This window comes from Saccharibacillus endophyticus (assembly GCF_013185185.1).
GTDB classification, from domain to species: domain Bacteria; phylum Bacillota; class Bacilli; order Paenibacillales; family Paenibacillaceae; genus Saccharibacillus; species Saccharibacillus endophyticus.
Map to the genome: position 1 here is coordinate 251,616 of NZ_JAAZWE010000001.1, position 26,216 is coordinate 277,831.

The window sequence follows — 26,216 nt, forward strand, 5'->3', positions numbered from 1 at the left end:
TTGGAACGAATAGCCGATCCGATTCGAAATGCCGCATTGCTTTCGAACCGCATGATTACGTCTGCGGTCGATGCTGCCGAAGTTCCGACGGGCCGCTCCCGTATCGGAGGCCGACCCGATCTGCCGCATGAAGCGCAGTGGCCGACCTACCAAGGAAAACCGTTAAGCTTTATCGCGCAAATTCGATTGGAAGAAGTTCCTTGGAAGCCGGAAGACTTGCCGGAAAAAGGATTGCTGAGCTTTTTCTATAATGCAGACGACCAACCCTGGGGTTACGATCCCGAAGAAGCGGGGCAATGGAGGGTGTTATACCATGCGGAAGCGGATAAACTGGAACGCCGATCTCTTCCCGACGGACTAAAGCAATCCGATGAGTTCGGGGCGTCGGCGGTTGATTTTTCGGTGTAAACGACGCTTCCCGGCTGGAACGCGCTGGTGTTCCGGCGGCTGGGATTTGCCGAAAACGAGACCGAACGTTATATTGCGCTGACCGAACAGGTTACCGAACATAACGCGCCGGCATATCCGGTTCACCGCTTCTTAGGCAATCCCGATCAGGTGCAAGGCGAAATGCAGTTGAAATGCCAACTGGTGACGCACGGCATCGACTGTGGCGATCCGTCCGGCTATCAAGACCCGAGGCGCACGGAGTTGGAGCCGGGTGCGGCAGGGTGGGTGCTGCTGCTTCAGATCGATTCCGAGGATGAAACGGAGATGATCTGGGGAGATTTCGGTTCGATCTATTTCTGGATTCATGAAGAAGACTTGCGAAAAAGGGATTTTGAGAAAGCGTGGGTTATTTTGCAGTGCGGATAAGGATATAAAAAGAATGGGGCATTCTTAAATCGAACACTCCTGCTTGCCTTGCGCTGTAAATTCGAGCGTTGAAGAAGGGAATGGTGAAGCTGCGAAAAGCACCCGTTTATGTTCTGATCCTTGCCTTGCTGTTGACAGGTTGCGCTCCGAAATCTAAACCTATAGTCGAAGAATCGCCGAGTGCAGCCGTAACGTTACGCTGCGTGACGGAACTGGACGGTCTGCCTTGCGAGGATTTCGAATTTACGGAGCGCGAAGCTGTCGAAGCGTTCGAACAAGCGATTGCGAATGCGCAGCAGGAACCGGGCAACATGAATTACTCGGCGGAATACGAAATGCAATGGTCGAAGGATAGAGAAACTAAGTCCTATCATCTGTCATTAGGTGCGAAGCGCGACATGCAGGGATTGTTAGTGAAACTGCCGGATACGTTGACGGGTTACTCCATATCGGTTGAAGATTCGAATAAGCTTCGTGATATTTTAAGGAAATAGAGGATAAAGCGGGGCGGTAAAAGTGACGGATAGGAAAGAGGTACAAATAGGATGGGAACTGCGACCGCTGACGCTGCCGGATGCGAAAAGGATCAATCATTGGTCCTATGAGCCTCCGTATTCGATGTACAGCTTCAGCGGGGATCATGAAGATTTGCAAGACCTGATCAGCGAAAATTATTTGGGAGCTTATGACGCCGAAGGCGAATTGGTCGGATTTTTGTGTTCGGGCGAAGCCGCGCAGGTTCCGGGAGCAAGGTTGCAGGGCTTTACGATGTGCGGGGGTATCTCGACATCGGGCTTGGACTGCGTCCGGATCTGACAAGCAAAGGAATGGGCGAAGCCTTTTTACGGCATGGGATAAACGTCTTATCGGAACAATTCGGCGCGAAAAAATTTCGATTGGCGGTCGCCGCGTTCAACGAACGGGCCATCCAAGTCTATCGTCGCGCGGGGTTTCGGGAAGATGCCGAGTTCGTGAGCATGGTCGGGATCGAGAATGTTTCCTTTATCCAGATGCTTCGGGATGACGAATGATGCGAAAAAGGATTTCGGTACTTGTCTTAGTTGTTCTGGCCTTGTTTTTTACCGCTTGTACGAACAATTCTTCCGAGGGACCGGTTTCCGTGAATCGGATTAAATTAACGTGTAAAATTACCATAGGCGAGCCGCCTTGCGCAAACATCGAGTCTCAAGATCTAGATGTGATCGCCGTTGTCGAAACCGCGATCTCCAACGCCGAACAAATGCCGGGCATGCTGAATTATGCGGTTGAATCCATTTTGAGACTGTCGACCCAAGAAAAAACGGAGAGTTATTATTTGAACTTGGGATCGGATCGGGAGAGTTCTGCTTTATTGGTCAAGTGGCCGGACACGTCGACGGGATACGAGATTTCTACAGAAGATGCGAATCGGTTAAGGGACGTATTCGGCAGATAAGGAAGAGTCAGAAAGGAAAGATTCGATGGATTTAGACATTCGACTATGTAGTAGATTGATCAACCTTAATCAGAGGTTTACGTTTGTCTGAAACGCACACGCTTTAGGTGCGATTCAGACGGGCGTAACCTTACATTTAACTTGATCAAGCTATCAGGCTGCGTAGGGAGGACTACGATATCGTCTTGAGTTGGAGCCGGGACCCGATTTTCTGCGAAGCGAACGGGTGGGAGAAAAATCGTGATCCGGAAGAACTGAAGCAATGGTGGTCCTACTGCGTAGACATGGACAAGCCTTCTTTTATCCGCTTGGGAATCGAGTACGAAGGAACTTTGGTCGGATATGCCGATTTGGCCGAGATTCATGATAACCAAGCTGAACTCGGGATTGCCATCGGCGAACGTAAAGTATGGGGACGAGGAATCGGTCGACAAGCTGCATTGGCAATCATGGAATACGGGAAAACGACGCTAGGAATAAAAAGCTTCGCTGCCGAAACGCATGAATCCAATACCCGCTGTCAAAGCATGCTGGAAAAGGTCGGATTCGAAGAAATCGGCCGTGCAGGTCACGAGTGGTATTGCGGGCAGCACGATCGCTTGATCCAATATCTGCGGACCTGATCCCTAATTGCTTGCAGAATGCTTACCCGGATCCGCAGCAAGAAATTCGAATCGAAAGCGAGGAAAGGAACGATGCGGAAAATTGCTGTAATCGGCTCGCCGGGCTCCGGGAAATCGGTATTCTCCCGCAAACTCGGCGAGTCGTTGGGACTTCCGGTCATCCATCTGGATCGCCATTATTGGCACGACGGATGGACGCCTACTCCGCAGCGGGAATGGGATGAATTTCTCAGAGAAACGGTCGGCGGCCAAGCATGGATTATCGACGGGAACTATACGCGGACGCTGGATATTCGATTGGAAGCGGCGGATACCGTTATATTTTTGGACATGCCGCGCTTGCTGTGCATGTATCGCATCGTCAAGCGCCGGTTCATGTATCGAAGCAAAAGCCGACCTGATCTGAACGAAGGCTGCGAAGAAAAATTGGACGCCGATTTCGTAAAATGGGTATGGAATTACAGAGCCGAAGTTCGCCCGAAAGTCTTGGAAGCGATCAGCGCGCACGGAGAAAACAAACGGACGATCCTGCTCGGCTCCAGGAAACAAGTCCGGACTTTTTTGCAAGCAGAGGGATCGCGAATACATATGAAATAAGGAGAGAATGATTATGCCGTTAATCGATATGCCGCTGGAGCAATTGTATCAATATGAGGGACGCAACCCGATGCCCGCCGATTTCGACGACTATTGGAACCGCTCCCTAAACGAAATGAAGGCCGTCGATGCTCAAGTCGAGCTGGTGCCCGCTTCGTTTCAGGTTCCGCACGCCGAATGTTTCGATCTTTATTTTACCGGCGTAAGGGGCGCGCGCATTCATGCCAAGTATGTGCGTCCGAAGCATGTGCAGGGGCCTCTTCCCGCTGTTGTCAGTTTTCACGGTTATACGGGACGGAGTGCCGATTGGTCCGAATTGTTGGGCTATCCCTCGCTCGGCATCGCGATTTTCGCGATGGACTGCCGGGGACAAGGCGGATCGTCCGAAGATACCGGAGGCGTAAAAGGCACGACGCATAACGGGCATATCATTCGCGGCTTGGACTCGGGGGCGGACGATTTGCTGTTCCGCCATATCTTTTTGGATACGGCGCAGCTGGCGGGCATCGCGATGCAGCTTCCCGAGATCGATGAGAGCCGCGTCGGCGCGATCGGCGGTTCGCAAGGCGGAGCTTTGGCGATCGCCTGCGCGGCTTTGGAGCCGAGGATCAAGCGGGCTGCGCCGTTTTACCCGTTTCTCAGCGATTATCAAAGGGTCTGGGAAATGGATCTGGCCAAAGATGCCTACGAGGAACTCCGCACTTATTTCCGGCGGTTCGATCCCCTGCATGAGCGCGAAGCCGAGATTTTCGAACGTCTGGGTTATATCGATATTCAGCATCTTGCGCCGCGCATCGAAGCCGAAGTGCTGATGGCCGTTGGATTAATGGATACGATCTGCCCGCCGTCGACGCAGTTTGCGGCTTACAATAAAATCAAGGCGCCGAAGTCGCTGGAAATCTATCCCGACTTCGGTCATGAGTACCTGCCTTTTTTCCAGGATAAAACGATGCAGTTCATGCTCGGCCTATAGGAGGAACCCATCATGTCATCCCATCAACAAATTTACCGAAACCAGACCGAAGCCTACGAATTCATGATCGGCAGACAACCGAGCATGCTGCCTTTCATCAACGAAATTCGCCCGGTAAAGGGCCTGGACGTACTCGATCTGGGCGCAGGCTCGGGCCGGATCAGCGGCGTGATCGCCAAAGAAGCCAAGTCGATCGTCTGTACGGATGCTTCCGCCGAAATGCTGGAACTGCTGGATCGAAAACTCGTTGAGCTACCGCGCAATTGGAAAACAGTCGTAGCGGATCATCGCAGCCTGCCTATTCCCGACCGATCCGTAGATCTCGTCGTGTCGGGTTGGAGTATCTGTTATCTGGCCGATTCGGATGATCAAGCGTGGGCGGATCATTTGCGGCAGATCTTGACTGAAATCCGGCGCGTGCTGAGACCCGGAGGAACGGTCATTCTGTTCGAAACGATGGGTACAGGCACGGAAACGCCGAACCCGCCCCATTTCCTTGTTTCCTATTATGCCGCTTTGGAAAAAGAGTATGGATTCGAACATAAATGGACGCGTCTGGATTATGATTTCGACAATGTCGAACAAGCGAAAGACTGCACGGGATTTTTCTTCGGCGAAGAACTGACGCGAAAGATCGAAGAACGGAAGTGGGCGACCGTACCGGAATGCGCAGGCATTTGGTGGAAAACCTATAATGGATGAGACAAACTTCGCGCACGCGCTGCTGTATGAGCTGGATCAGCACTTTGACCCGGAAACGGGTTGGTCGGAAGCGTATCAAGACATGGCTTACGACATCGTTCAAGCGTTCCGAAAGTTCGAACAGCCCGCGCTTGCGGCCGAGCCGATTCTGCAATGCGTGGAAAGACAACTTACATCGGATCCCGACTGGTTCGCCGAGTTTCGAGTGTTTTTGGAAACGTTGGATACAGAGCTGTTGACGACCGAGTATGTGAAATCATTGCAGCGCCGCCCCACTTCGGTTTGCAAAGAATGGCTGCTTAGACTGGGGTATTCCGAATCGCAAATCGAAGAAATCGTGAATATCCGTCAACAGCGTTTTGCGACTATATTTACCCGAACCTAATCAAACAAGAGGAAGTGACCGACATGTCCCTAATTGCCGAATTCAAAAAAATGCCGATTTCCAAGTTCGAGGAATGGTGTCTCGCCGTCGCGATCGAAGGGATGGCCGGAGACACCATTGATTTTCTGCAAACGCATGCCAAGCCGTTAACCGAATATGACGGATCGGGTTACGTCTATTCCACTTTGCTGGAGTATCTGGCCGAGTCGGGGATCGACTTGGAGGAATCCGAATATGCTGCGCTTGCGTCGGAGTTGACCGAAGAGCATTATCCGCTGTGTACGGTATTGACCAACGAGCATAAGCTGACTTACTTGAACAAGCTGGATCTCGAGAATTTCGACGAAAACGAATTGAAGAATTATTATAACGAGTTCAACGGTACCGATGAAGATGAAGCGGGTTCGTTCATGTCGGAAGCGATTCGGGTGCTGCAATTCAACCTGCGCGAAGCGGACGAGACCTCCGTCGTGCTGCTCACGCTGTCGTGAATTATACCGGCGATACGCGCGTCATTTTTCTGGATATCGACGGCGTGCTCAATACGGATCGCTCCGTTCGCATGAATAGAAAAAGGAACCGAGTTGATTTTAAAAAATCGTAAAGGAGACCGAATCATGGCGCTTCGTCTATCGTTTCCTTGTTCCGTATGCGGAATCACGGTCGAGATGAATACGGATGATCCGCGCGGATTCGAGATCGTCGGCAAAGAAAACATCGTTCAATGGTCGGACTTTATTCATGAAGACGAGCTGCCGCAGCCCGATGTCGAAGTGTGGGAGCGTTCGGACGAAATGCCGCAGGTCGGTTCGACTCGGTTTGTCAAAGCTTCTTATCCGTTCAACGAACAAGTCGGGGAAAGGTTTTGGACATTGTTTATGCCCGCTTTGTCGGAGTTGAACGGTTGGGACTCTTACCCGGAAGAAATCGAAAAATCGGGAATGGCCGAATGTACCTTTTTGCGGGTGATTAGTCAAACCGAGAGGGAAGCTTGGATCGCTGTTCGTGTCGAAAAATTCGTTTCTTTAAGCGAGGCGAAACACGAATTCCGATCCCAGCATCGCGCCGATATTTTAAAAAGCTTCGAGCCTTTCGCTCCGCTGTATACGGCCGTGTCGGGAGACTGGATACTCCTTGAAGGCAATGTGCAAAGCAATCTCGGCGTCTGGGCGGTGATCGAAAAAACCGAAAGCGGCGGCCGGATGATTTTGTACGGCGAGTGGGAAATGCACAACGATTTGGTTTTCTGCGGGCATCTGGAACTGTCGAAGCAAGAACTGCTGAGCGTGCCGGAGTTGGCGGAGCTAATCAAATAGAAAAGGAGCAATAAACCCTTATGTTCGAATTTCACGGTTGGGCCTCGCTGCGTTATGATACGCACGATACGAATGAACAGCTGCAAGAACAAGCCGTACAGGACTTTCTCGCTTATCTGGATCAAGTCGATACGAGCAATCTGTGCCATGTTCACCGCTATAACGGGCAGGACTCGTTTCTGATTTCGGGTATGCATAATCACCGTTCATCATACGTCCCGGAAATTTTCGACTGGATCGCCTCGCGTCTCCCCGGTTCGTATGGGCTGCTGTATATCCAGGATGATGAAGACTCCGGCGAGAACTGGGATCATGAAAATGAATTTATCGTATGGAAATTGGCTCGCGGAGTCGTAACCCGGGAAAAAGATCCTTTCTTGTCTCCGTATATCCCGACCGTCGAAGATCCGTATGATCCGAGCCGCGAAAACTGATCTTCGAATATTGAATAGACTGAAGGAGGAAACCCTATGACTCCCTCTATCCATACCGAAATCTGCGATCTGCTGGGTATCCGTTACCCGATCTTTCTCGCTGGCATGGCGGGAATCGCGAACATGGCTTCTCTGGTGTCCGCCGTGTCGGAAGCGGGCGGCTTGGGCACGTTGGGTGCCGCCTATCTGGAGCCTGAGCAAATGCGCCAAGTTATCCGCGAAATCAAAAAACAGACCTCTGCTCCTTTTGCGGTTAATTTGTTTGCCCGTGTCGAACCGGATGATCTTACTCGTTTTGACGAGGTCAATCCGGCATTGAACGAGGTTCGGGACTCTCTCGGCCTTGCGCATCCTTCACATACGGATATTCGCACGCCCGACTTGTTCGAAGAAAAATTTACCGTGCTTTTGGAAGAAAAGGTGCCGATCGTCAGTCTGACCTTCGGCTTGCTGAACGAGTCTTACACAAGTCGAGCCAAGCAAGCCGGCATGAAAATCATTGCCACGGCCACGACGGTAGAGGAAGCGATTCAGGCCGAACAAGCGGGCTGCGACGCGATCGTGGCTCAAGGCAGCGAAGCGGGCGGTCATCGGGGAACGTTCGATACGACGATTCGGCGCATGGGAGCGAATATCGGCGCGATGGCGCTTGTTCCGCAAATGGTCGACTGCGTGCGAATCCCGGTCATCGCGGCAGGCGGCATCATGGACGGCAGAGGTCTCGCGGCTTCGCTGATGCTGGGAGCGGCAGGCGTGCAGATGGGAACTCGTTTCCTGACCTCCCATGAGTCCGGCGCGCATCCCGTTTATAAGCAGGCTTTGCTGAACAGCACGGAGGAAAGTACGGTCTTGACCGATGCTTTTTCGGGTCGTCCCGCCCGAGGAATACATAACGCGTTTATTCGCTCATGGGAGAACAGTCGTATCGCTCCCCTTCCTTTTCCTGCGCAAAATACATTGACCCGAGCAATCCGCAATGCTGCCGCTCGCGAGAATAATGCGGAGTACATGGCTTTATGGGCCGGTCAGGGAACCCGATTGCTTACCGAAGACCAGGCGGCAGGCGAGATCGTGGAGCAAGTGATGCGTGAAGCAATAGAAAAGTTATCCGCACATCGAAAATGAAAAACAAACAGGAAGTGTTGATATGCAGCGTATTCGAGCCGCTCGTACCTCGGAAGGCACCGCAATAACAGGCATCATCACAATAGTGGGCAACACTTTTACGTACAAGTCGAAATCCACGAGGATGGAACCTTCGATTGCTGGGAGCGCGTCGACTTAGCCGGCTTACAAGATACGTTCGAAGAAACGCTATACGACGTAGACGCCTCCGAGAAACGCAAAGAATTGATTGACGAAATGACTGCCTTACACGGAAATGAAACCTCCTCCGAAACTTGCCGGAAAGCTCATGTGGACTACCTGACCGAACCCAATGAATGGGCGAGAAAACGGCTCAAAGAAGCTTACAAAAAAGTACCCGAGCACCTACGCAGGTTCCTCGGCAGCATGGATGATAAAGATAGCGATTATGTGCAGATCATTTACTGCTCCAAAGAAAAAAGAGAAGTATAATCGCAAATAATTGCGATTCATACAAGAAAAGAGAGCGTTTTTGAGCGCTTTCAGAATGTCGAGAAAGTCAAACGTAGCTGAAGAAAGAAGGCGGAGAGAGAAATTCAGTGCAGGAGCAATAGCGTTCGCCTTTGAAATGGAGAAAATTCCGCTAAAAATTTAATCCTTTTCTCGATTTTAACACGCCACCGGAACGAATTTCTCTCGGAGTCTTCTCGCTTTACGCGCTAAAGTGACTTTTTCGACTGTCTGAAAGCGCCTTGAGCGCTTTTTTTCTTGCCATCTATTCACTAATCAACTATTATGGATATATAATATCTCTAATGAATCGAATCAACACTCCGGAAAGGTCATGGTGAACGCATAATGAAGCCTTTTTTCAACCCGACGATTTGGCAGCAAGAATGGAAAGAATACGGAGACGGCGCCGCGATTCGAATGAAACGTTCCGGCATCGATCCGGCAACGGCATTCAACAGTAAAGCGCAGAAGTTCAACGAGCAGTCCTTTAACGAAGAAGGCCGCAGACGCAGCGCTCGGATCGTGAATTGGCTGGCAAGCCGCGGCGTGAAATTCGAAGGAGCGTCCATACTGGACGTGGGCGCGGCTTCGGGCGTATTCACTGTACCTTTTGCCGAGCGCGGAGCTAGGGTCACCGCTTTCGAATCGTCACCTCCGCAGGTCGAATTGCTGAAGGAGAACACGGCGCGTTTTACGGAAAACAAAGTCGAGATCGTCTCCGGCGAATTCGAGCAGATCGATATCGAGGCAAAAGGCTGGAACGAAGCATTCGACCTGGTCTTCGTCTCGATGTGTCCGGTCGTGCATGATTGGGACAGCGTGGAACGTATTTTGAGCTGTGCTCGCCAATTCGCGTATATCAGCATGCCGGTCAGCTCCGCGGAAAGCAGCCTGGTGAGCGAAGTGGTGCCGTTGATTACCGGGGAAAAATTCCAACCGAAGATTACGGAAATGGCTTTTCTGCTTCATCTGCTCTGCTTGAACGGGTACGCTTACGAGACGTTGGTCACTCGCGAGCTCAAAACGACCGAGTTCACGCCCGAAGAAGCGCTGGAGCATGCGATGATATGGCTGAGCCATCATAATCTGCCTGCGGACGATCGGAGCCGAAGCATCGTAAAGCAGCATATCCGGCAAAATTACCCGGCGGATCGCGTCCAAATTCATGAAGGCGGGCGATTCGGCAAGGTGCTGATTCGTTTGCAAGAACAGAATATGTACGTGGAAGAATAACCTCATTTTGACCGAGCCGGCACGGATGTTCAATCGAACGTCTGTGCCGGATTTTTTGTGCGTAAAATGAATAACGGTCTTGGCTTTTTACGAAGAAAAACTTGCGGGAGGCGTGCACTTGCTTTTTTGTTCCGAGATCAGGGTCGACGACGAATTGATTATTTATCTGATTAAAGGATTGGATAGGCAATGGCAAAGGGGTTGACTGATACAAGCCGCTTTCAGAATTCCCGGCACACGAAATTTTTGCTCGGAAATAACGATCGAGTGCCTCGATGCGTTCAATAGATAAGAAGTCAGGAGGGAAGAACATGGGAGTGCTGCTCGCGATTGTCCTGCTTGTTGTCAACATTCCGGTGTACCGGTTTGTGTTCAAGCTGTGGTTTGCCGACGAAGAAGATTTCAACAAGTCTGTCCGCTACTCATTTACGCCCGATCTATTTTCTTTGTTCAAAGGAAAATATATCGAAGATCGGATTGCGTCGGCCAAGCTGTCTTTTTATATTTTCGTCTGCCTGGCGATCGTCGGGATTGAATTCGGAATCGTATACGGACTGATTGCATGAATAATGGGGTAAATGATGAAAAGGCCGGACCGCTGATCCCCTATTCGCCGTAATCCCGACTAAACTGTGTTAAAAAGGAGTTCTTATGTGATGTATGCTTCCTGATTAATTTACAGAGAAGCTCAGAAGAAATTGGCAGAAATGACGGACGGACTAGAAACGAAGGCTTCCGCGAAGTTGTCTTTCCTTTTTGAGGAAGTCGTTGACAACCATGAAGCTTTCCTCAAGAAAAAAAATTTTGAATTCAAAAAACGCCCAAAAGCAAATTACGGAAGACTGCAAGAAATTATCCGATCAGGAAAACACGGAAAAAGAAATCAAAAAACTTAAAAAATATCGTTCCAAACTCGAGCGAAAAACAGAGCGGTTGGAAAGTTTTGCAGGAACGTCCGGATTCAAAAAAAAGCTGGAGAAAAAAAGCGAGAAAATCATGCTTCACTCCAAATGCGTATACGTAATTGCCAAAGAGATCAATATCCGTCTCGAAGAGCAAGCGGGGGAGAAGATGGTTGAATACGCGACGTTCATGCATGATGCCTTTAAACTGATCGATTCTTCGTACAAGCATTCGATCAAATCGAGCAGTCTGCTCAAAGACTTGGCCGGAGAACATTTTTTTGAACGCGCATTAACAGAAAATGAATTAAGCCGAGTCGCAAGAGCCATTACGCTACATAACAAAAGAGAAAAAATGTATCAGGGAGCCCGCTATACCGAAGAAGAGCGATTAGCCTGCATTCTGCACGACGCGGATAAAATATCGAAGATTTTCAAAAAAAGTTCATGGTATAAAAAAGGCGAATACCTGAAAGTAGAAAAATATGAGAAAATCCAGAAGAAGATTCGCAAAAAGCTTTTGTTTATTGAATCCGAGAAGCTGCTCGAAGAATACCGGGGACTGATCCTTTCCAGAAAACGAAGGTCCGAACATGCGAGTTGCGAAAAGGCCGGATCGTCAGCAATTGATTCTGGATAGATGTTGCAGCGAACGTCCGTGCCGGATTTTTTGTGCGTCAAAAGAAGAAGCGGTATACTGAGAAGCATGAGACCTTACGAAAAGAGAAGGAATGAATGAGAAATCAGGCAAAGTTGCTCATGAGTTTGGGAATGGGAGAAATAGCGGCCGGCATCATTTTGGTCTGGGCTTTTTTCATGCTAGGCACTTATTGGGATTTGGGTACTGCCGGAGTTTCCGGTCTGTCCTTCCTGGTTTTTCTGTTGATGCAGGGCGGTACGTACTGGTTGATTCGGTACCGAAGTTTGAAGAAAAATACCGTAGTCGATCAAAAAATTATCGTGCTTTTTGCATCGTTTCGCAAAATCAACCGGCTGCTCGGCGTCGTGACGTTGATCGTGATCGTCTGTTTTTTCAAAAATTCGGCCGATCTGATATTCGGAACGCTATTGTACCTGTTTGCTCTACTTGAATACGTCAATTATTACGAATTCAGGCTGAGCTACGGCGTATCGGGATTCAATGTGTTCGAGCTGCGAAGGCATGGACTGAAAAGGTCCAGCTTGAACCGTCTGCTCCGCAATCGGAGGGGCTTATAAAGCATCTGTTCTTGTTTGTCTTATGCGGCTGGTTGCTGCTTAAAGAAAAGGAGGCCAATCGTGACGAAGGAGATCGAACGTGAATCTTTTTTATTGAGCGACGCCCTGTCTATCCTTTCGACCTGCAAAAAAGAAACGGGCGACATCTGGCAGGCTCATTTTGGTGCGGCTGCAATTGGAAGCTATTTTTTTGTGAAAAGCAATCCGTTGGATACGGATCTGCAGCAGCGGATTTTTGTCCAAGCGGAAGAAATGGTTTGTTCCGTGTTGAAGAAAGACCGCAGCTCCGACCTGAACAGAGACGGACCGATCATGGACTCTTTCGAAGCCGAAGCGATCATTTTAGCAGCATTGGGGCGCACGATCGACGGTCTGCATTGGGTAGGTCATAACGTGATTTACAGTGCGGCAAGCTTATCGGCGATCCGGGAGTTGCGCGGTTGGGGGACGGAAGAACAGATCGCGGGCATCGTCGATTTGATTCGTTCGTTCGAAAAAACGATTCCCGGACGTTCCTGGATCGGCTTTAACGCGTCTGAAGTGAAACGTTTCTCCATTACCCCTGAAGATCATTTCCCGATGATCCGTACGCCCGCAGCGTTATCGACTTTCGTTTTGGAGGAGCTGGCGTCGTTTCCGGTCATTTACCGCGCCGAAGCGCATCATGACCTGATCGGCCATCTGCTGACTTTCTCGCATGCGCTGAACGTTCTGCACGATCTCGGGTACGCGGACTTTTTCAAGCGCGGCATCATTCCTTTGTTGAAGTTGGCAAAAGCGCTGCGCGCCAGCCGTTCGATCTTGTCCATGGAGACGGTCAAGCTGGTTTCTCCCGTCGACCGGCTGCCTTTGCAGATCGCGAAACGCAGCGAATATTTGCCGACCGAACACGAATTTTGGGAGACGGATTACGCGGAAATCGAATGGGATTTCGGTCATGTTTTCAAATTCTCACATAGTTTTTATGATCATTTGGAACGCGCGAAGCTGCCAAAACCGTCTTACATAGAAGCTTTTCGTTATATCATCGCTCATTAAACCGAAAGAAGTGATCATTATGAGTCATCCGACGCTGCAAGCCGTTTTTTTGGATCGCGACGGAACATTGGGCGGAGGCGACGAGATGATTTTGCCGGGAAAATTCGAATGTTACCCGTCCGCGTTGGAGTCGATCGCTTCGCTCCGAGCGGCAGGCAAGCGCATCTACTCGTTTACCAACCAGCCGGTCATTGCCCGCGGCCAGGCTTGCATGGAGCAGTTCGAACAGGAGCTGCAAGCATTCGGCTTCGAAGGGGCATACGTGTGTCCGCATGAGCACGGAGAAGGCTGCGCATGCCGCAAACCTTCTACGGGCATGCTGCTTCTCGCCGCCGAAGAAAACGGGCTGGATCTGCACCGATGCGCAGTGGTCGGAGATCGCTGGACCGATATGATTGCCGCCAAAGAAGCAGGCTGTCTCGGCATTCTGGTTCGGACCGGAGCGGGACAAGCCGAACTTGATCGGTATGAACGGGGCGGGTTTTCGGAACGTTGGCAAGAGGCGTATCCTCTGTACGTCGCGGAAGATTTGAACGAAGCTGTTCGCTGGTTATTGGAAAAAGACCGGGAAGAGCGCGGCGCGACCCTCACCGATCCCGACTGGCCGGCATGGGCAACGGAAGTGATCGAAATCAAGCCTGCCGACCCGATCTGGTTGGAAAAAGGAACGCAAGAAGCCGAACATGTGAAAAAGCTGTTGTCCGTTCACCGGATTAGCGAAGTCGAGCATATCGGAAGCACTTCGATCCCCGGTCTTCCGGCGAAGCCGATTCTCGATCTGATGGCACGTATCCCGTCCTACGACGAACTGGACGACGTAATCGCGGCGTTGGCCGCGCAAGATTGGCACTATATACCGCCGGAGTTGGACGGAGTCCCTTCCCGGCGTTTTTTCGTCAAAGTCAAGAACGACAAACGGCAATGCCACCTTCATCTCATGCTGCCAAACGAGGAAAAATGGGACAAACAGCTATGTTTTCGGAACATTTTACGGGAACGCCCCGATCTGATCCAAGAGTATGCCGAGCTGAAAAGCAAACTGGCCGAACATTACAAAGACGACCGGGAAGCTTATACGCATGCGAAAACGGACTTCGTGCAGCGGGTACTGAATAGATAGCGGGAGGATCTCATCTATTGAAAAAGTATATCGAGATCGGCATCGGCAACCGCTGGTTCATTCGCACGGAAACCGAGCACGAAGACGGCACCGAGACCGAAGCCAGAGGAATCGTCGGACCGTTTTCGTGTCGAACAATCTATATCCGTATCTGGATCGGGAAAAAGGTATGGATACTGGATTCCGAAGAAGGATTCAAAGCAAGACCGAAAAGCCGCAAAGCGTTTAAAATAATCCTTGGTTTTTCGGGAGAAAAGGAGTCCTAATCATGAAGCTTGACCGCACAATCATTATTTTTGACCTGGAAGCGACTTGCAAGGAGAATGATCGAACCTTCGACAATGAAATCATCGAGATCGGAGCGGTAAAAGTTTCTTCGACGCTCGAAATTTCGGAGGAGTTTACCACGTTTGTGCAGCCGGTCGCCAATCCGAAGCTGACGTCTTTTTGCACGGAATTGACAACAATCACGCAAGCTGAAGTCGACGGAGCGCCACGTTTCCCTGAAGCTTTTCAAGCGTTTCGCGATTGGATCGGCGACATTCCTTTCTTGCTACTGTCCTGGGGAGCTTACGATCGCAAACAAATCGAGAAAGACTGCATACGCTGGCGGCTGGATGCGGACTGGGTCTCCCAGCATCACCTCAATCTGAAGCAACTCCATGCGGAGCAGGTGCTCGGCGGCAAAAAGCAGGTCGGCATGAGCAAAGCTTTGAGCTTGGCGGGACTGGAATTGAACGGCACGCATCATCGCGGTATCGACGATGCCCGCAATATTGCGGCTATTTTCATTCATGATCAAAAAAAATGGGACTTGGAGGCTTGGTGTAAATGAACGATTTCCTATCACCTTCGACAACGCAGATCGCCGCTATCGAACGCTCCGAAATCGACTATATGACCGACCGTATGCTCGCGATTCAATCCCGCCCCGGGAATCCGGAAGGCGTCGAGATCCGTAATTTTGGGAGTGCTGTCGCTTTTACGAGCAAAACCATGCCATGGCCTAGTTTTAACACTGTCAAAGGAATTACGGATGCCAGTATCGAACATTTAGAAGAGATTTTGGATTTTTATCGGGAAAACGAAGCAAAAGTCCAATTGGAAATTGTCCCTTCTCGGGTAGGACCTGACTTCCTGAGAAAAATGTCGGAGTCGGGTCTGTATCAGTCCGGGTTCCACTGTTCATTGGCGATGACTCCCGAGCAGGGGTCCATGACAACATCGGAGCAGGGCTCTGATATTGAGCGGATCGCGATTCGCAAGCTGGAAGCGGACGAATTCGAATTGTACGCGACCCTGCACTGCCGGGGAACCGGACTGCCCGACAACGGGATTTCGCATGTCAGAAGCAACAACGAAGTGCTGCATGATCGCGAAGGCTGGAACTTTTTCGCGGCCGAGCTGGACGGAGCGCCTGCGGCGACCGCCGTTTTGTTTGAAAAGGAGGGTTTGGCTTCGCTGACTTTTGCCGCGACGCTCCCGGAGTTTCGCAGACAAGGCTTGCAGCGCAGATTGTTGGAGCATCGCGTGACCGAAGCTTTTTCCCGTCCCAATAAACTCGTCGTCGGTCAATGTGCTTTTTTATCGCAAAGTCACCGCAATATGGAGCACGTCGGCATGAAACTCGGGTATATCCGCACCGCTTGGACCTCTTTATAAAGAAGCGAAAGGAGGCAAATCGCCATGACTATTGTGTATCACGATTATAAAGGCATTTCGCCCGAGGATATTTCGAGCGTTTTTCGGAAGTCCGGGATCAAGCGTCCGTATGAAGACCTGCAGCGCTTGGCCCGTATGGTCGAAGGCGCAGATATCGTCATCACGGCCTGGGACGGCGGGAAGATCGTCGGGATCGCCCGGGCGTTGACGGATTATGCTTACTGCTGCTATTTGTCGGATTTGGCCGTCGATACGGATTATCAGCAAAGCGGAATCGGACGAAAACTGATCGAGGAAGTGCAAGCCCGAATCGGCGAGGAATGCTCGTTACTGCTGCTCTCTGCTCCCGGCGCCGTGGATTATTACCCGAAGGTCGGTTTTGATCGTACGGATAAGGCTTTCGTTATCCCAAGAAAAAAGTGAGCTAATTAGCTGTTCCTATTTATAGCTAAAGATATCCATCGAAAACGAACAGGAGCGTGTTCCCATGAATGAAAGCAGTCCCAATTCGACCGGCCTTCTTCCCGAGATCGGGCAGTGCCGGAACTTGTTCAGAGCGGCGGCGATGCTGGATGCCATCCTGTCGCCCGAGTGGGAGTACCGGTACTATTCCTATAACAGTGCCTGGGACGCGGCGGAAGAAATGGCGTCGATGCGCGACGGAGAAGGCAGTCATTATTTTGCGTTGTTTACGCCGCGCGGATTGTACATCAAAGGCTTCGATAGCGAAAGGATAAAATCGGGCGAAGCCGTGTTGGGCGTAGGCGATGTGCCTGAAGACGTGACGAAGTTTCTGCAAGAGCCTGCTTTTATCGGCGACGAGACTACGTTTTGCATCTGGCGTTCGGTTGGAAAAGAATGGTCGGCGGACAAATCTTACGGTGAACAAGATCTACAGGTACTGCGTTTATTAACGGGCGGCGCAGCCTACTATTCGGAATGGGCATCGGAGTATTACGAGACCCGGCTTGATCCGCAGGCGGTACAGCGCATCTTCGATTTGGAACCGTTAACAACGGATTTATTGGCTATGCTCAACCCCGAAGTCAATCAGGCCAATATCGAAGAGGATCGGATTGAGATCGGTTATCCGCAAGCGGATAGCAAGGCAGGAAGTAACGAATGATCCGCGGCGTTCTGTTCGATCTGGATGGTACATTGCTTGATCGGGAGCTTTCCCTGCGCGATTTTCTGGATCGGCAGTATGAACGTTTTCCGGTAATGCACAACGTTTCGAAGCCTCGGTTCGTAGAACGCTTTTTACAATTGGACGAGAATGGTTATGTGTGGAAAGACAAAGTATACGCAAGCCTGATCGAGCAATTCGGTTGGCCTTGCGATCCGGCAGAGCTGTTGAACGATTATCTGTATACATTTCGCGATCACTGCGTAGGTTTTCCGTATTTGACCGAAATGCTGGACGAGTTGAAAGGCATGGGAGTGAAGCTGGGGATCGTTTCCAACGGTTTTGATGCTTTTCAACGCAGTAATCTTTCGGGACTCGGGATCACGGATGATTTTGACGCTATTCTGGTGTCCGAGTCGGAGGGGCTGCGCAAACCTGATCCCGCCATTTTTATGAGAGCGCTGCAGCGCCTGAATTTAGCACCGGAAGAAACGATGTTCGTCGGCGATCATCCCGTTAACGACGTGGAAGCTGGCGTACGGGCAGGATTATTGGGCGTTTGGAAAAAGAATGCCGTCTATGCGATGCCGGAATGTTCTTGCCTGATTTTGGATGATTTGATGCAAATTCCGGCCTGGGCGAGAGCGCGACGTTAAAAGGAAAAGAGGTTTCGACATGAAAGTGGAGCTGCGCCTTCTTACGGTAGGAGATGCTGATGTCATTCAATCGGCTTTCGAAGAGCAAGGATGGAATAAACCGGCCGAGTTGTATATGCGCTATGCCGACGAGCAGCAGCGAGGGACCAGAGTGACCTTGATCGCCGAAGCAGACGGAAAGTTCGCCGGTTACGGGAGTATCGTGTGGGCGTCTGATTATGCGGCGTTCCGCGAAGCCGGCGTGCCGGAAATCAAGGATCTTAACGTGCTGGTCAAGTACCGGAGACAGGGAATCGCTTCGAGGTTGATGGATGAGGCCGAAATCATCATTGCGGAGCGTTCGATCGTGGCGGGCATCGGCGTGGGGTTATTTTCCGACTACGGCAATGCGCAAATTCTTTACGTGAAACGCGGTTACGTACCGGACGGACGGGGGATCTACGTTGAACCCGGACATGTGAAGTATGGCGATACAGTCACGATGGACGATGATCTAGTCTTGTATTTGACGAAAAGGTTGAACGGATAGACGGCAAAAGCGAAGAAACCGCCTTGCCTGACCAGTTGCGCCACGAAATTTGCATAAGCTTGTTCATTCCGGGTAAATGTTAAATAAGACTAAACCTAGGAGGAATAAGTGATGAGCGAAAAAGGCTGCATCAAATGCGGAAGCACCAGCGCGGAAACCAAAGACGTGGCGATGACGGGAACGGGATTATCGAAAATGTTCGATATGCAGCATAACGAGTTTACGGTCGTCTACTGCACGAACTGCGGATATTCCGAATTTTATAACAAGCAGTCTTCGGCCGGATCGAATATTCTGGACTTGTTCTTCGGTTGAGATCCTGTTGGGAATGTTCAAGCTGTCCTTGAAAGTCACTTCGGCGAGGAAGCGAGAAGACTCCGAGACAAATTGCCAGCATACACTTCCGAAGTGCATTTCTTCGAAATGCTTCACAAGACGCTGTCTCACTCGGGAAATGGATTAGATTTAACTAGATCGTGTAAGCAAACTTACTGAAGTGCATCTTTGCCTGTCTTTTCGTCCTCTGCCGCGTCACAATTTCTCGACGTGCCCCGGCACGCCTTCGAAGTCGTTCCTTGCATAGATCGAAAATTCAGCCAAATCTGCTGCCTTCGAAGTTTGCGTACACGCCCTAAGGAATTTTCCGAGTTCAAAGCCGTCTTTCACTGAATTTCTCTCTCCGTCTTCTCGCTTTCAGCTGCAAGGACCCATACATATCCGCCTATCCCATACGCGGCGAGGCTGTTCAGCTGATTTAATCTTTGCTCCGCTTCAAAAAGGGATGTGCGTTTTAAAGTCGGTTCAAGGAGGGCTTCCTATGCTTCGATTGATTGCATGTCAACGTATTCTGATCGCCGCCGCGGTTCTCTCTATATTTCTGCTTGCGGCATGCGTCTCAGAAACTCAACCCCGTACCGTTCAAGTATCAACTACCGAAAATCCGACCGCAGCCGAATGGATAAAGTTAGAACCTGATGCTAGTTTGTTCCAATATAACGACACGATCTACGTAGCGGACGTATCTTGGGTAGACGACCTGGAACTCACCCGCGGCGATCCGGTTACGAAAGTACTTCGACAACATACGGACGAGGACTCTTTCCAAAACGGCGACGCCAACCGCCTGGAAAAAGGAACCCCGATCCATGAAACCGAAGAGCGCGGAGACATCCTGATCGTAGTGACGTCAAAAGGCGATATCCGCTTTTTGCAATTGGTCGAAGGCTAACGAGAACTTTAATATTTCCATAACTTATTCGTTACATAAAGTCCGGGAGAATTCTCCCGGGCTTATTTGTTTAAAAGTTCCGTCCGCCCCCGTACTCCTTTAAACAAATCTTTGTTTTGCTGTGAAACGAAGAGAGATGTTATTCCTTTGTTCGAGTATTCTGTTTATAATGAGGGGCATAAGATCAGGCCATCCATTTACAGAAGAAAGGGGAGGACAAGATGAGAGAAACCACATATCCCGCAGCGCAGGTGAGCACAGATGGAACAGACTAGACAGTGGCAGAGGCTGCGAACCAGACTGCGCATGCCGGGTACGACAAGACCAAGAACAGGGCGCTATTATCGCCGGAGTCTGATTTTGATTCTGCTGATCGTCAGCATACCGGGCTTGGTGACAGGAATCGTAATGCATCAGTTGGTGGTCACGCGGATGGAGCAGGAATTCAATCGCATGCATCAAAGCCAGATCAAGACGAGGGCACGCAATGTGGACGATCAATTGACCTATCTGGAAATGAGCTTATCGCACTGGGCGTTCGAGCCTAGGTTCGGAGAAGCACTGCGCACGAAAGACTTCGTGTATGATTTCAAAGGTACCGGGGAAATCGTCACCACGCTGTATGTGCTGGAAGGTTCGCATCCGTTGATTCGCTCCGCGCAGCTGTACCTGGATGAGCCTAAGCCTATCGTATTCAATCACGAATATACCGAACTGCAAGACCGGCAGCAGATTAGCGGATACGACAAGTATTTGAACAGAAGCGGTCATGTGTATTGGACAGACATGGAGGCCGCCGAACCGTCCAAAGAAACGGTCTCGTCGGATCACGATCTTTTGCTGACGGAAGCCGGAGCGCGCGGAAGCGGGCCGGACGAGGTATCGGATCGTGACGTTCAAAACGCTCCCGTACTTGTACATAAAATTCCCGGTGACAGTACGGACCCGTTCGGGACGTTGATTATCACTTTGGATAAAAGAAAAGTATCTTCGTTATTGAAAACGCTTACTCCTTATGATAAAGGAACGACGTTTCTAATGAACACCGAAAGGCGCACGCTGGCATCCGGTTCTTTGGAGCGTGATCCTGCAGAGCTTGCTTTCGAACGAAGGCTCAAGCAAGCGATAGCTGATCGCGAAGGGGAGACGGCTTCTTTTCTGCTGCGTTACGGCAGCGAAACGTATTCCGTATCTTATGGACCGATGAGTCGGGTAGATTCGGATTGGACGTACGTTTCCGCCGCGCCGATGTCTTCGGTTACCGCTCCGCTCAAACAGGTCTCGACGTTCATTCTGCTGCTTAGCGGTGCCGGACTGCTGCTCGGTCTGGTCTTATCTTGGTATGCTTCGCGTCGGATTTATTCGCCTGTTGCGCGTATGTTGGGCTTGTTGGTTCCTTCGCGAAGCGAAAACCATTCGTCGAATCGTTCGCGGCAGACGGCTCGTCTGGACGAATTCGAACTATTGGAAAGTCAGTGGCAGGAGCTGACCACGCAGCGCCTGTCCGCTCACCGCCAGTTGGAGGAGCAGCTGCCGCAGCTGCGCGAAAGCTTCATGCTGCAGCTGATCCGGGGCCATCTGTACGCTTACGACGAAGCAGGATTAAGGCGGAAAATGCAGGGATTGGGCTTTCATACGGAAGAACGCCAATTTTTACTGCTGGAAATGGCGTTTACCGGACATGCACGCATAGAAGGTCGATTCGGCAGCCAAGACACGGGGCTTGTGACGTTTGCGGCTGCCAATATGATCGAAGAAATGGCGCGCGAGCATCCAGATTTCGAGCAGATCGGCGTAGCGAACTTTCACGATCTGTCTGCTGCTTTACTGATCGTCGCTCCCCAAGCTGCCGATCTGAAAAGTCATGCCTTTCTATGGGGCGAAGAGCTGCTGGAGGCGATCGGGCGCGTGTTGAAAATGAACGTGACGCTGGTGATCGGTCGGTCGGTTGAGGTCGTGAAAGAACTGCCGGGCATTTTTGCGGAAATGGAACGGCTTGTTGCTTACCGCAGCATCGAACCCGGGGGTCAATTGCTTGATTTGGAGGATCAGAGCTGTTTCTATCGAACGCGGGAAGCCGCTTATCCGCTGGGATTGGAAAACGAGTTGATTCAGGCGATCCGGCGCGGACGTTCCGCGGAAGCGGAGCACGGATTGGAACGTTTTATGGCCGAAGCGACGCGTACGGGCGGAACCGAATTCCAGCTTCAGCAGATCATGCTTCAATTGCTCGGCAGTATTCAACATACGATGCTTCAGACCGGGGCGGCGCCGTATCGGCTATTCGGAGACGGGAACCGCTACGAGAAATTGTCTTCGATCCGCGAGCCGGAAGAAATGAAAAAGTGGATGATGCAGCAGGTGATTCGCCCTTATGCCGAAGAGATTCAATCCAGGGAAGAGGAACCGATGCGTCGAGTCGTGGACTCGGTCATGGAGGAGATTCGACGGGATTACAAATCGGAGATCTCGCTCGAAAGCTGCGCCGAATCCCGGCAGGTGACGCCGTATGCGCTGAGCAAAGCGTTCAAGCAGGAAGCCGGAGTGAACTTTATCGATTATTTGACGCGGATTCGTATGGATGAAGCCAAAAGGCTGCTGCGCGAAACGACGATGAAAATCAACGATATCGCGGCCGAGGTCGGATATCAGCCCAGCTACTTCAACCGTATTTTTAAAAAGAGGGAAGAAATAACGCCGAGCCGGTATCGGGAACGCTGGTCGGACGAGGCGTAGAACATGACCATCCTGCAAAAATGTTCAAGTCTATCGTTAAAAGCTTGGACATTTTTGCGCGAAAACACGTCGAACCCTTATTACGCAAGGCTTTATTGAACGATGCAAAAAATGAAGATTGCCGGAAAATCCCCTCCCCGGTAAGTTGGAAACAAGCAAAATGATAACGCTTACAAGTTGAAGGAGGGGAGAGACCGATGAACGAAAGAAATCGTTCCGCCGCGACGCTTCAAGCAGACGGCTCAGTCTTGAGCGGAAAAAAGAAGGAGGCGCGATGGAAAAAAGAACTTAGGCGCAACAAATGGTTGTACGTTCTGGTTGCGCCGGGATTTCTCTATTTTGCGGTATTCAAGCTGCTGCCGATGTGGGGAATCGTAATCGCGTTTCAGGATTATCAGCCTTTTCTGGGGATACGGGGTTCGGATTGGGTCGGCTTCGAGAATTTTACGACCTTTTTCTCCAATCCGGATTTCTTCCGGCTGCTGCGCAACACTTTGGTGCTGGCGATTTACGATCTGGTGTTCTTTTTCCCCGCCCCGATCTTGATCGCCCTGCTGCTGAATGAAGTCCGGTTCCATTGGTTCAAACGGACGGTGCAGACGTTGGTGTACGTGCCTCACTTTGTGTCGATGGTCATCATCGCCAGCATCACTTATGTCTTTCTGACTCCGCAAGGCGGCGTCTTGTACGAAATGATCGCTTGGATCACGGGGCGTCCCGTCGATGTGCTGTCGAATCCCGATACGTTCCGGCCGCTCATTATCGGGCAGATGATGTGGAAAGAAATGGGCTGGGGCACGATCATCTTCTTGGCGGCGCTGGCCGGGGTCGATACGGAGCAGTATGAAGCGGCCGTAGTGGACGGAGCGGGACGGATGCGCCGGATGTGGCACGTGACGCTGCCGGCGATTCGCGCGACGATCGTCATTTTATTGATTTTGCGGTTGGGGAATTTTCTCGATACCGGGTTTGAGCAGATTTATCTGATGACGAACTCGTTGAACCGCGACGTGGCCGATGTGTTCGATACGTACGTGTATACGGTCGGAATCACGCAGGGGGCGTTCAGCTACAGTACGGCGGTGGGTTTATTCAAATCGCTGGTGGGAATCGTGTTGGTGTTGGGGAGCAATCATATTGCGAAAAGATTCGGACACTCGGGAATTTACTGACCGCTTTAGAGACCCTGTTCGTGGGGGAAGCTCAAGCGCTACGGGAGAAATTCGTTTCGGTCGCGTGTTGCATTTGGAAAGCTGGATTGAAATTTAGCAAGGAGGCTTTCCAAATACAAAGGCGAACGCTGGCGCTCCTGCACTGAATTTCTCCCTCCGCTTGGCGCTTGCCCGGAAAAGGATCTTTAACAGTACGTAAATTCGCTCGTTATGTAAGGGGAGGAAAGGGAAGAAAAGCAAACAAGAAAGCAGGCAAAAAGGAGGGAAAGCTCGTGAACAGTAAGCTGTTCAATACGCCCGGGGGGCGGGTGTTTGATGTATTTAATGTGGTGTTGTTGGGGTTGTTGGGGATTTTGACGGTGCTGCCGTTCCTGTATATCGTGGGCAATTCGTTCGCGACGGAGGCGGAGATTACGGGGAGGAGTTTTTTCCTGATTCCTCGGGAGTTTTCGTTCAGCGCGTATGCATACATCTTTTCGTCTTCGACCATTTTTCGGAGTATCGGGGTTTCGATTTTCGTGACGGTGGCGGGGACGTTCATCAATTTGTTTTTTACGATGACGATGGCTTACCCGTTGTCGCGCAGCGATTTTTGGGGACGGAGCACGTTGATGAATATCGTTATTTTCTCGATGCTGTTCAGCGGGGGCATGATTCCGACGTATTTGGTGGTGCGGAGTCTGGGGTTGATCGATTCGTATTGGGCGCTCATGCTGCCGGGAGCGATCAGCGCGTTTAACCTCATCGTCGTCAAAAACTTTTTCCAGCAGATGCCCGCCGGACTGGAGGAGGCGGCGCGGATCGACGGATGTACGGATCTGGGCGTTCTATGGCGGATCGTGCTTCCGTTGTCGAAGCCGGTCATCGCGACGTTTGCTCTGTTTTACGCGGTCGGGCATTGGAATAATTTCTTTTCGGCGCTGCTGTATATCAACGACAGCGACAAATGGCCGCTTCAGATCATGCTGAGGCAGATCGTATTGCTGTCGCAGGGGACGGTCGGCGATATGGCGAACATGGACCCGAATTTCGTGCAGCCGCCGGAGCAGTCGATCAAAATGGCCGTCATTGTGGTCGGTACGATTCCGATTTTGCTGGTGTATCCGTTTTTGCAAAAGCATTTTGCGAAGGGCGTCATGTTGGGTTCGATCAAAGGCTAAAGCCGAGGAGGAGAACAAATGCATATGGGACAACGTAAACATTGGAAAAAAGCGGGACGGGCGGCGGGAGCTTCGCTGCTGACGTTGGCGATGCTGGCAGGATGTTCAAGTTCGGATTCGGGTACGGAAGCGGGCGGCGATACGGCGAACGCGGCGGGAGCGGACAAAGGAAAGCTGTCGATCATGCTGCCGAACTTCGAAGCGGAAAACCCGCCGGAGAACAGCCCCGTTATTTTGAAACTGGAAGAACTGACGAACACGGACGTGGACCTGCAATGGGTGCCGAGCAGCTCGTATGACGACAAATTCAATATCACGCTCGCTTCGGGCAAACTGCCGGACCTGATGGTCGTGTTGGGCAAATCGCCGAGCTTTATCAATGCCGCGCGGGCCGGGGCGTTCTGGGAACTGGACGCGTATCTGGCCGATTATCCGAATTTGAACGCCATGAACGAGATCGTGCGCAACAACGCCTCGATCGACGGCAAAACGTACGGCATTTACCGGGCGCGCGAATTGGGCCGTAACGGAGTCACCATACGCAAAGATTGGCTGGAAAATCTGGGGCTGGATGATCCGAAAACGCTGGATGAATTCTATGAAGTGATGCGCGCGTTCACGTTCGACGATCCGGACGGCAACGGCAAAGACGATACGTACGGATTGGTCGCCAGCAAATTCAACGGCCCGTGGGACAATATGCAAATTTGGTTCGGCGCGCCGAACAAATGGGGCGAAGACGGTCAGGGCAAACTTATTCCCGCACACGAAACAGAGGCGTACATGGAGGCGCTGCGTTTCTTCCGCAAGTTGTACGAAGAAGGTCTGGTCAACAAAGACTTTGCCGTCATGGACGCGACCAAGCTGCCCGATCCGTTCGTCAACGGTCAAGCCGGCGTCATGATCGACGTCGCGGACAACGCGCAGCGCATGGATCAGAAGATTTTGGAAAAAGACCCGAATGCCACGGACCGCGTCGACGTGCTGCAAGCGATGGAAGGCCCGGACGGACTGCGCGATATGCCAACCTCCGGCTACTCGGGTCTGATCGCCGTTTCGAAAAGCAGCGTGAAAACGGAAGACGAGTTAAAAAAGGTACTGAGCTTCCTTGACCAGTTGAACGAAGCCGAACTGCAAGATTTGCTGTATAACGGCATCGAAGGACAACAGTACGAGAAAAAAGGCGAGTATATCGTACCGACGACAGACAAACTGCTGCTTCGCGACCTGACAGGTCTTAACCAGATCTTGATGTTCGTGCCGGAAAACCGTTATCTGCCGATCGAAACGACCCCGGTGCGCGAAAAAGTAGCCGAAGTGCAGATCGCCAATCGCGACATTGTCATTCCGAATCCGGGCGAGCCGCTGATCTCGGACGTATACGCAAAAAAAGGTCCGCAGCTCGACAATATCATTAACGACGCGCGCACCAAGTTCATTGTCGGACAAATGGACGAAGCCGGATTCCAACAGGCGATCCAATTATGGAAAACGAGCGGAGGAGAGGAGTATGTGCAAGAGATTAATGAGCTGTACGCCGCGTTAAAAGAGTGAGG

General features: G+C 51.2%; 33 protein-coding genes and 2 pseudogenes. All 35 read left to right on the forward strand.

The annotated features are described in order from the left end of the window. Nucleotides 1–51 precede the first annotated feature (51 nt). The 35 genes and pseudogenes from HRQ63_RS25810 (at nucleotide 52) to HRQ63_RS01365 (ending at nucleotide 26,214) form a co-directional block, all read left to right on the forward strand. Nucleotides 52–816, forward strand: a pseudogene (locus HRQ63_RS25810) (YwqG family protein). A gap of 80 nt (nucleotides 817–896) precedes the next feature. After that, on the forward strand, nucleotides 897–1,310 hold the full coding sequence (locus tag HRQ63_RS01205) for a YhfM domain-containing protein (RefSeq protein ID WP_172237922.1): 414 nt from the start codon (nucleotides 897–899) through the stop codon (nucleotides 1,308–1,310). A gap of 22 nt (nucleotides 1,311–1,332) precedes the next feature. Then, nucleotides 1,333–1,632, forward strand: a complete 300-nt coding sequence (locus tag HRQ63_RS01210) for a hypothetical protein (RefSeq protein ID WP_172237925.1) — start codon at nucleotides 1,333–1,335, stop codon at nucleotides 1,630–1,632. Next, a complete protein-coding gene (locus tag HRQ63_RS01215; RefSeq protein ID WP_172237928.1) occupies nucleotides 1,587–1,847 on the forward strand; it encodes a GNAT family N-acetyltransferase in 261 nt (86 codons plus the stop codon). The genes HRQ63_RS01210 and HRQ63_RS01215 overlap by 46 nt, the downstream gene beginning before the upstream one ends. Before the next feature lie 89 nt (nucleotides 1,848–1,936). Beyond that, the gene (locus tag HRQ63_RS01220; protein ID WP_172237931.1) at nucleotides 1,937–2,251 is read left to right on the forward strand and encodes a hypothetical protein; all 315 of its coding nucleotides are present in this window, start codon (nucleotides 1,937–1,939) and stop codon (nucleotides 2,249–2,251) included. A gap of 158 nt (nucleotides 2,252–2,409) precedes the next feature. After that, a complete protein-coding gene (locus HRQ63_RS01225; protein WP_216673830.1) occupies nucleotides 2,410–2,874 on the forward strand; it encodes a GNAT family N-acetyltransferase in 465 nt (154 codons plus the stop codon). Nucleotides 2,875–2,946: 72 nt separating this feature from the next. Next, nucleotides 2,947–3,471 (forward strand): DNA topology modulation protein, encoded by a 525-nt coding sequence (locus HRQ63_RS01230; RefSeq protein ID WP_172237934.1) that lies wholly within the window; start codon nucleotides 2,947–2,949, stop codon nucleotides 3,469–3,471. A gap of 13 nt (nucleotides 3,472–3,484) precedes the next feature. After that, nucleotides 3,485–4,444 (forward strand): alpha/beta fold hydrolase, encoded by a 960-nt coding sequence (locus HRQ63_RS01235; protein ID WP_172237937.1) that lies wholly within the window; start codon nucleotides 3,485–3,487, stop codon nucleotides 4,442–4,444. A 12-nt stretch (nucleotides 4,445–4,456) separates the two neighbouring features. Next, nucleotides 4,457–5,146 (forward strand): class I SAM-dependent methyltransferase, encoded by a 690-nt coding sequence (locus HRQ63_RS01240; protein ID WP_172237939.1) that lies wholly within the window; start codon nucleotides 4,457–4,459, stop codon nucleotides 5,144–5,146. Continuing rightward, the gene (locus tag HRQ63_RS01245; protein ID WP_172237942.1) at nucleotides 5,139–5,531 is read left to right on the forward strand and encodes a hypothetical protein; all 393 of its coding nucleotides are present in this window, start codon (nucleotides 5,139–5,141) and stop codon (nucleotides 5,529–5,531) included. Before HRQ63_RS01240 ends, HRQ63_RS01245 begins: the two co-directional genes overlap by 8 nt. A gap of 23 nt (nucleotides 5,532–5,554) precedes the next feature. Beyond that, nucleotides 5,555–6,022, forward strand: a complete 468-nt coding sequence (locus HRQ63_RS01250) for a hypothetical protein (protein WP_172237945.1) — start codon at nucleotides 5,555–5,557, stop codon at nucleotides 6,020–6,022. 126 nt (nucleotides 6,023–6,148) lie between these two features. Next, nucleotides 6,149–6,847, forward strand: a complete 699-nt coding sequence (locus tag HRQ63_RS01255; protein ID WP_172237948.1) for a hypothetical protein — start codon at nucleotides 6,149–6,151, stop codon at nucleotides 6,845–6,847. A gap of 20 nt (nucleotides 6,848–6,867) precedes the next feature. Next, nucleotides 6,868–7,281 (forward strand): Imm7 family immunity protein, encoded by a 414-nt coding sequence (locus tag HRQ63_RS01260; RefSeq protein WP_172237951.1) that lies wholly within the window; start codon nucleotides 6,868–6,870, stop codon nucleotides 7,279–7,281. 36 nt (nucleotides 7,282–7,317) lie between these two features. Beyond that, complete coding sequence (locus HRQ63_RS01265) at nucleotides 7,318–8,406, forward strand: NAD(P)H-dependent flavin oxidoreductase (RefSeq protein WP_172237954.1); 1,089 nt, start codon at nucleotides 7,318–7,320, stop codon at nucleotides 8,404–8,406. Between the two features lie 90 nt (nucleotides 8,407–8,496). Continuing rightward, a pseudogene (locus HRQ63_RS26335) lies at nucleotides 8,497–8,859 on the forward strand (DUF7639 domain-containing protein); the annotation flags it as partial. Between the two features lie 366 nt (nucleotides 8,860–9,225). Beyond that, nucleotides 9,226–10,113, forward strand: a complete 888-nt coding sequence (locus tag HRQ63_RS01270) for a class I SAM-dependent methyltransferase (protein ID WP_172237957.1) — start codon at nucleotides 9,226–9,228, stop codon at nucleotides 10,111–10,113. A 311-nt stretch (nucleotides 10,114–10,424) separates the two neighbouring features. Then, entirely contained in the window at nucleotides 10,425–10,679 is a 255-nt protein-coding gene (locus HRQ63_RS01275) for a hypothetical protein (RefSeq protein ID WP_172237960.1), read from the forward strand. Between the two features lie 132 nt (nucleotides 10,680–10,811). Then, entirely contained in the window at nucleotides 10,812–11,009 is a 198-nt protein-coding gene (locus HRQ63_RS01280; RefSeq protein WP_172237240.1) for a hypothetical protein, read from the forward strand. A gap of 100 nt (nucleotides 11,010–11,109) precedes the next feature. Continuing rightward, nucleotides 11,110–11,655 carry an HD domain-containing protein gene (locus tag HRQ63_RS01285; RefSeq protein ID WP_229714091.1) on the forward strand — a complete coding sequence of 182 codons (546 nt, stop codon included), beginning with the start codon at nucleotides 11,110–11,112 and terminating at the stop codon, nucleotides 11,653–11,655. Between the two features lie 95 nt (nucleotides 11,656–11,750). Beyond that, a complete protein-coding gene (locus tag HRQ63_RS01290) occupies nucleotides 11,751–12,233 on the forward strand; it encodes a hypothetical protein (protein ID WP_172237966.1) in 483 nt (160 codons plus the stop codon). Between the two features lie 60 nt (nucleotides 12,234–12,293). Continuing rightward, a complete protein-coding gene (locus HRQ63_RS01295; protein WP_308809897.1) occupies nucleotides 12,294–13,271 on the forward strand; it encodes a hypothetical protein in 978 nt (325 codons plus the stop codon). A gap of 19 nt (nucleotides 13,272–13,290) precedes the next feature. After that, nucleotides 13,291–14,391, forward strand: a complete 1,101-nt coding sequence (locus HRQ63_RS26340) for an HAD-IIIA family hydrolase (RefSeq protein WP_371873169.1) — start codon at nucleotides 13,291–13,293, stop codon at nucleotides 14,389–14,391. Nucleotides 14,392–14,408: 17 nt separating this feature from the next. Then, on the forward strand, nucleotides 14,409–14,657 hold the full coding sequence (locus tag HRQ63_RS01305) for a DUF3977 family protein (RefSeq protein ID WP_172237969.1): 249 nt from the start codon (nucleotides 14,409–14,411) through the stop codon (nucleotides 14,655–14,657). Nucleotides 14,658–14,659: 2 nt separating this feature from the next. Then, nucleotides 14,660–15,226 (forward strand): 3'-5' exonuclease, encoded by a 567-nt coding sequence (locus tag HRQ63_RS01310; protein ID WP_172237972.1) that lies wholly within the window; start codon nucleotides 14,660–14,662, stop codon nucleotides 15,224–15,226. Continuing rightward, a complete protein-coding gene (locus HRQ63_RS01315) occupies nucleotides 15,223–16,053 on the forward strand; it encodes a GNAT family N-acetyltransferase (RefSeq protein ID WP_172237975.1) in 831 nt (276 codons plus the stop codon). The genes HRQ63_RS01310 and HRQ63_RS01315 overlap by 4 nt, the downstream gene beginning before the upstream one ends. Before the next feature lie 24 nt (nucleotides 16,054–16,077). Beyond that, nucleotides 16,078–16,476, forward strand: coding sequence for a GNAT family N-acetyltransferase (locus tag HRQ63_RS01320; RefSeq protein ID WP_172237978.1), 399 nt, complete (start codon nucleotides 16,078–16,080; stop codon nucleotides 16,474–16,476). A 64-nt stretch (nucleotides 16,477–16,540) separates the two neighbouring features. Further along, nucleotides 16,541–17,179 (forward strand): hypothetical protein, encoded by a 639-nt coding sequence (locus HRQ63_RS01325; protein WP_172237981.1) that lies wholly within the window; start codon nucleotides 16,541–16,543, stop codon nucleotides 17,177–17,179. Next, nucleotides 17,176–17,835: an HAD family hydrolase gene (locus tag HRQ63_RS01330; RefSeq protein WP_172237984.1), complete on the forward strand. Its 660-nt coding sequence runs from the start codon at nucleotides 17,176–17,178 to the stop codon at nucleotides 17,833–17,835. The genes HRQ63_RS01325 and HRQ63_RS01330 overlap by 4 nt, the downstream gene beginning before the upstream one ends. Nucleotides 17,836–17,854: 19 nt before the next feature. Then, nucleotides 17,855–18,364 carry a GNAT family N-acetyltransferase gene (locus HRQ63_RS01335; RefSeq protein ID WP_172237987.1) on the forward strand — a complete coding sequence of 170 codons (510 nt, stop codon included), beginning with the start codon at nucleotides 17,855–17,857 and terminating at the stop codon, nucleotides 18,362–18,364. A 111-nt stretch (nucleotides 18,365–18,475) separates the two neighbouring features. Then, complete coding sequence (locus HRQ63_RS01340) at nucleotides 18,476–18,679, forward strand: zinc ribbon domain-containing protein (protein ID WP_172237990.1); 204 nt, start codon at nucleotides 18,476–18,478, stop codon at nucleotides 18,677–18,679. Nucleotides 18,680–19,181: 502 nt separating this feature from the next. Next, nucleotides 19,182–19,592, forward strand: coding sequence for a hypothetical protein (locus HRQ63_RS01345; RefSeq protein WP_172237993.1), 411 nt, complete (start codon nucleotides 19,182–19,184; stop codon nucleotides 19,590–19,592). 261 nt (nucleotides 19,593–19,853) lie between these two features. Beyond that, complete coding sequence (locus HRQ63_RS01350) at nucleotides 19,854–22,328, forward strand: AraC family transcriptional regulator (protein WP_172237996.1); 2,475 nt, start codon at nucleotides 19,854–19,856, stop codon at nucleotides 22,326–22,328. A gap of 197 nt (nucleotides 22,329–22,525) precedes the next feature. Beyond that, nucleotides 22,526–23,500 (forward strand): ABC transporter permease, encoded by a 975-nt coding sequence (locus HRQ63_RS01355; RefSeq protein ID WP_172237999.1) that lies wholly within the window; start codon nucleotides 22,526–22,528, stop codon nucleotides 23,498–23,500. Nucleotides 23,501–23,772: 272 nt separating this feature from the next. Beyond that, nucleotides 23,773–24,660: a carbohydrate ABC transporter permease gene (locus tag HRQ63_RS01360; RefSeq protein WP_172238002.1), complete on the forward strand. Its 888-nt coding sequence runs from the start codon at nucleotides 23,773–23,775 to the stop codon at nucleotides 24,658–24,660. A 24-nt stretch (nucleotides 24,661–24,684) separates the two neighbouring features. Next, nucleotides 24,685–26,214 carry an extracellular solute-binding protein gene (locus HRQ63_RS01365; RefSeq protein ID WP_172238005.1) on the forward strand — a complete coding sequence of 510 codons (1,530 nt, stop codon included), beginning with the start codon at nucleotides 24,685–24,687 and terminating at the stop codon, nucleotides 26,212–26,214. Nucleotides 26,215–26,216 lie beyond the last annotated feature (2 nt).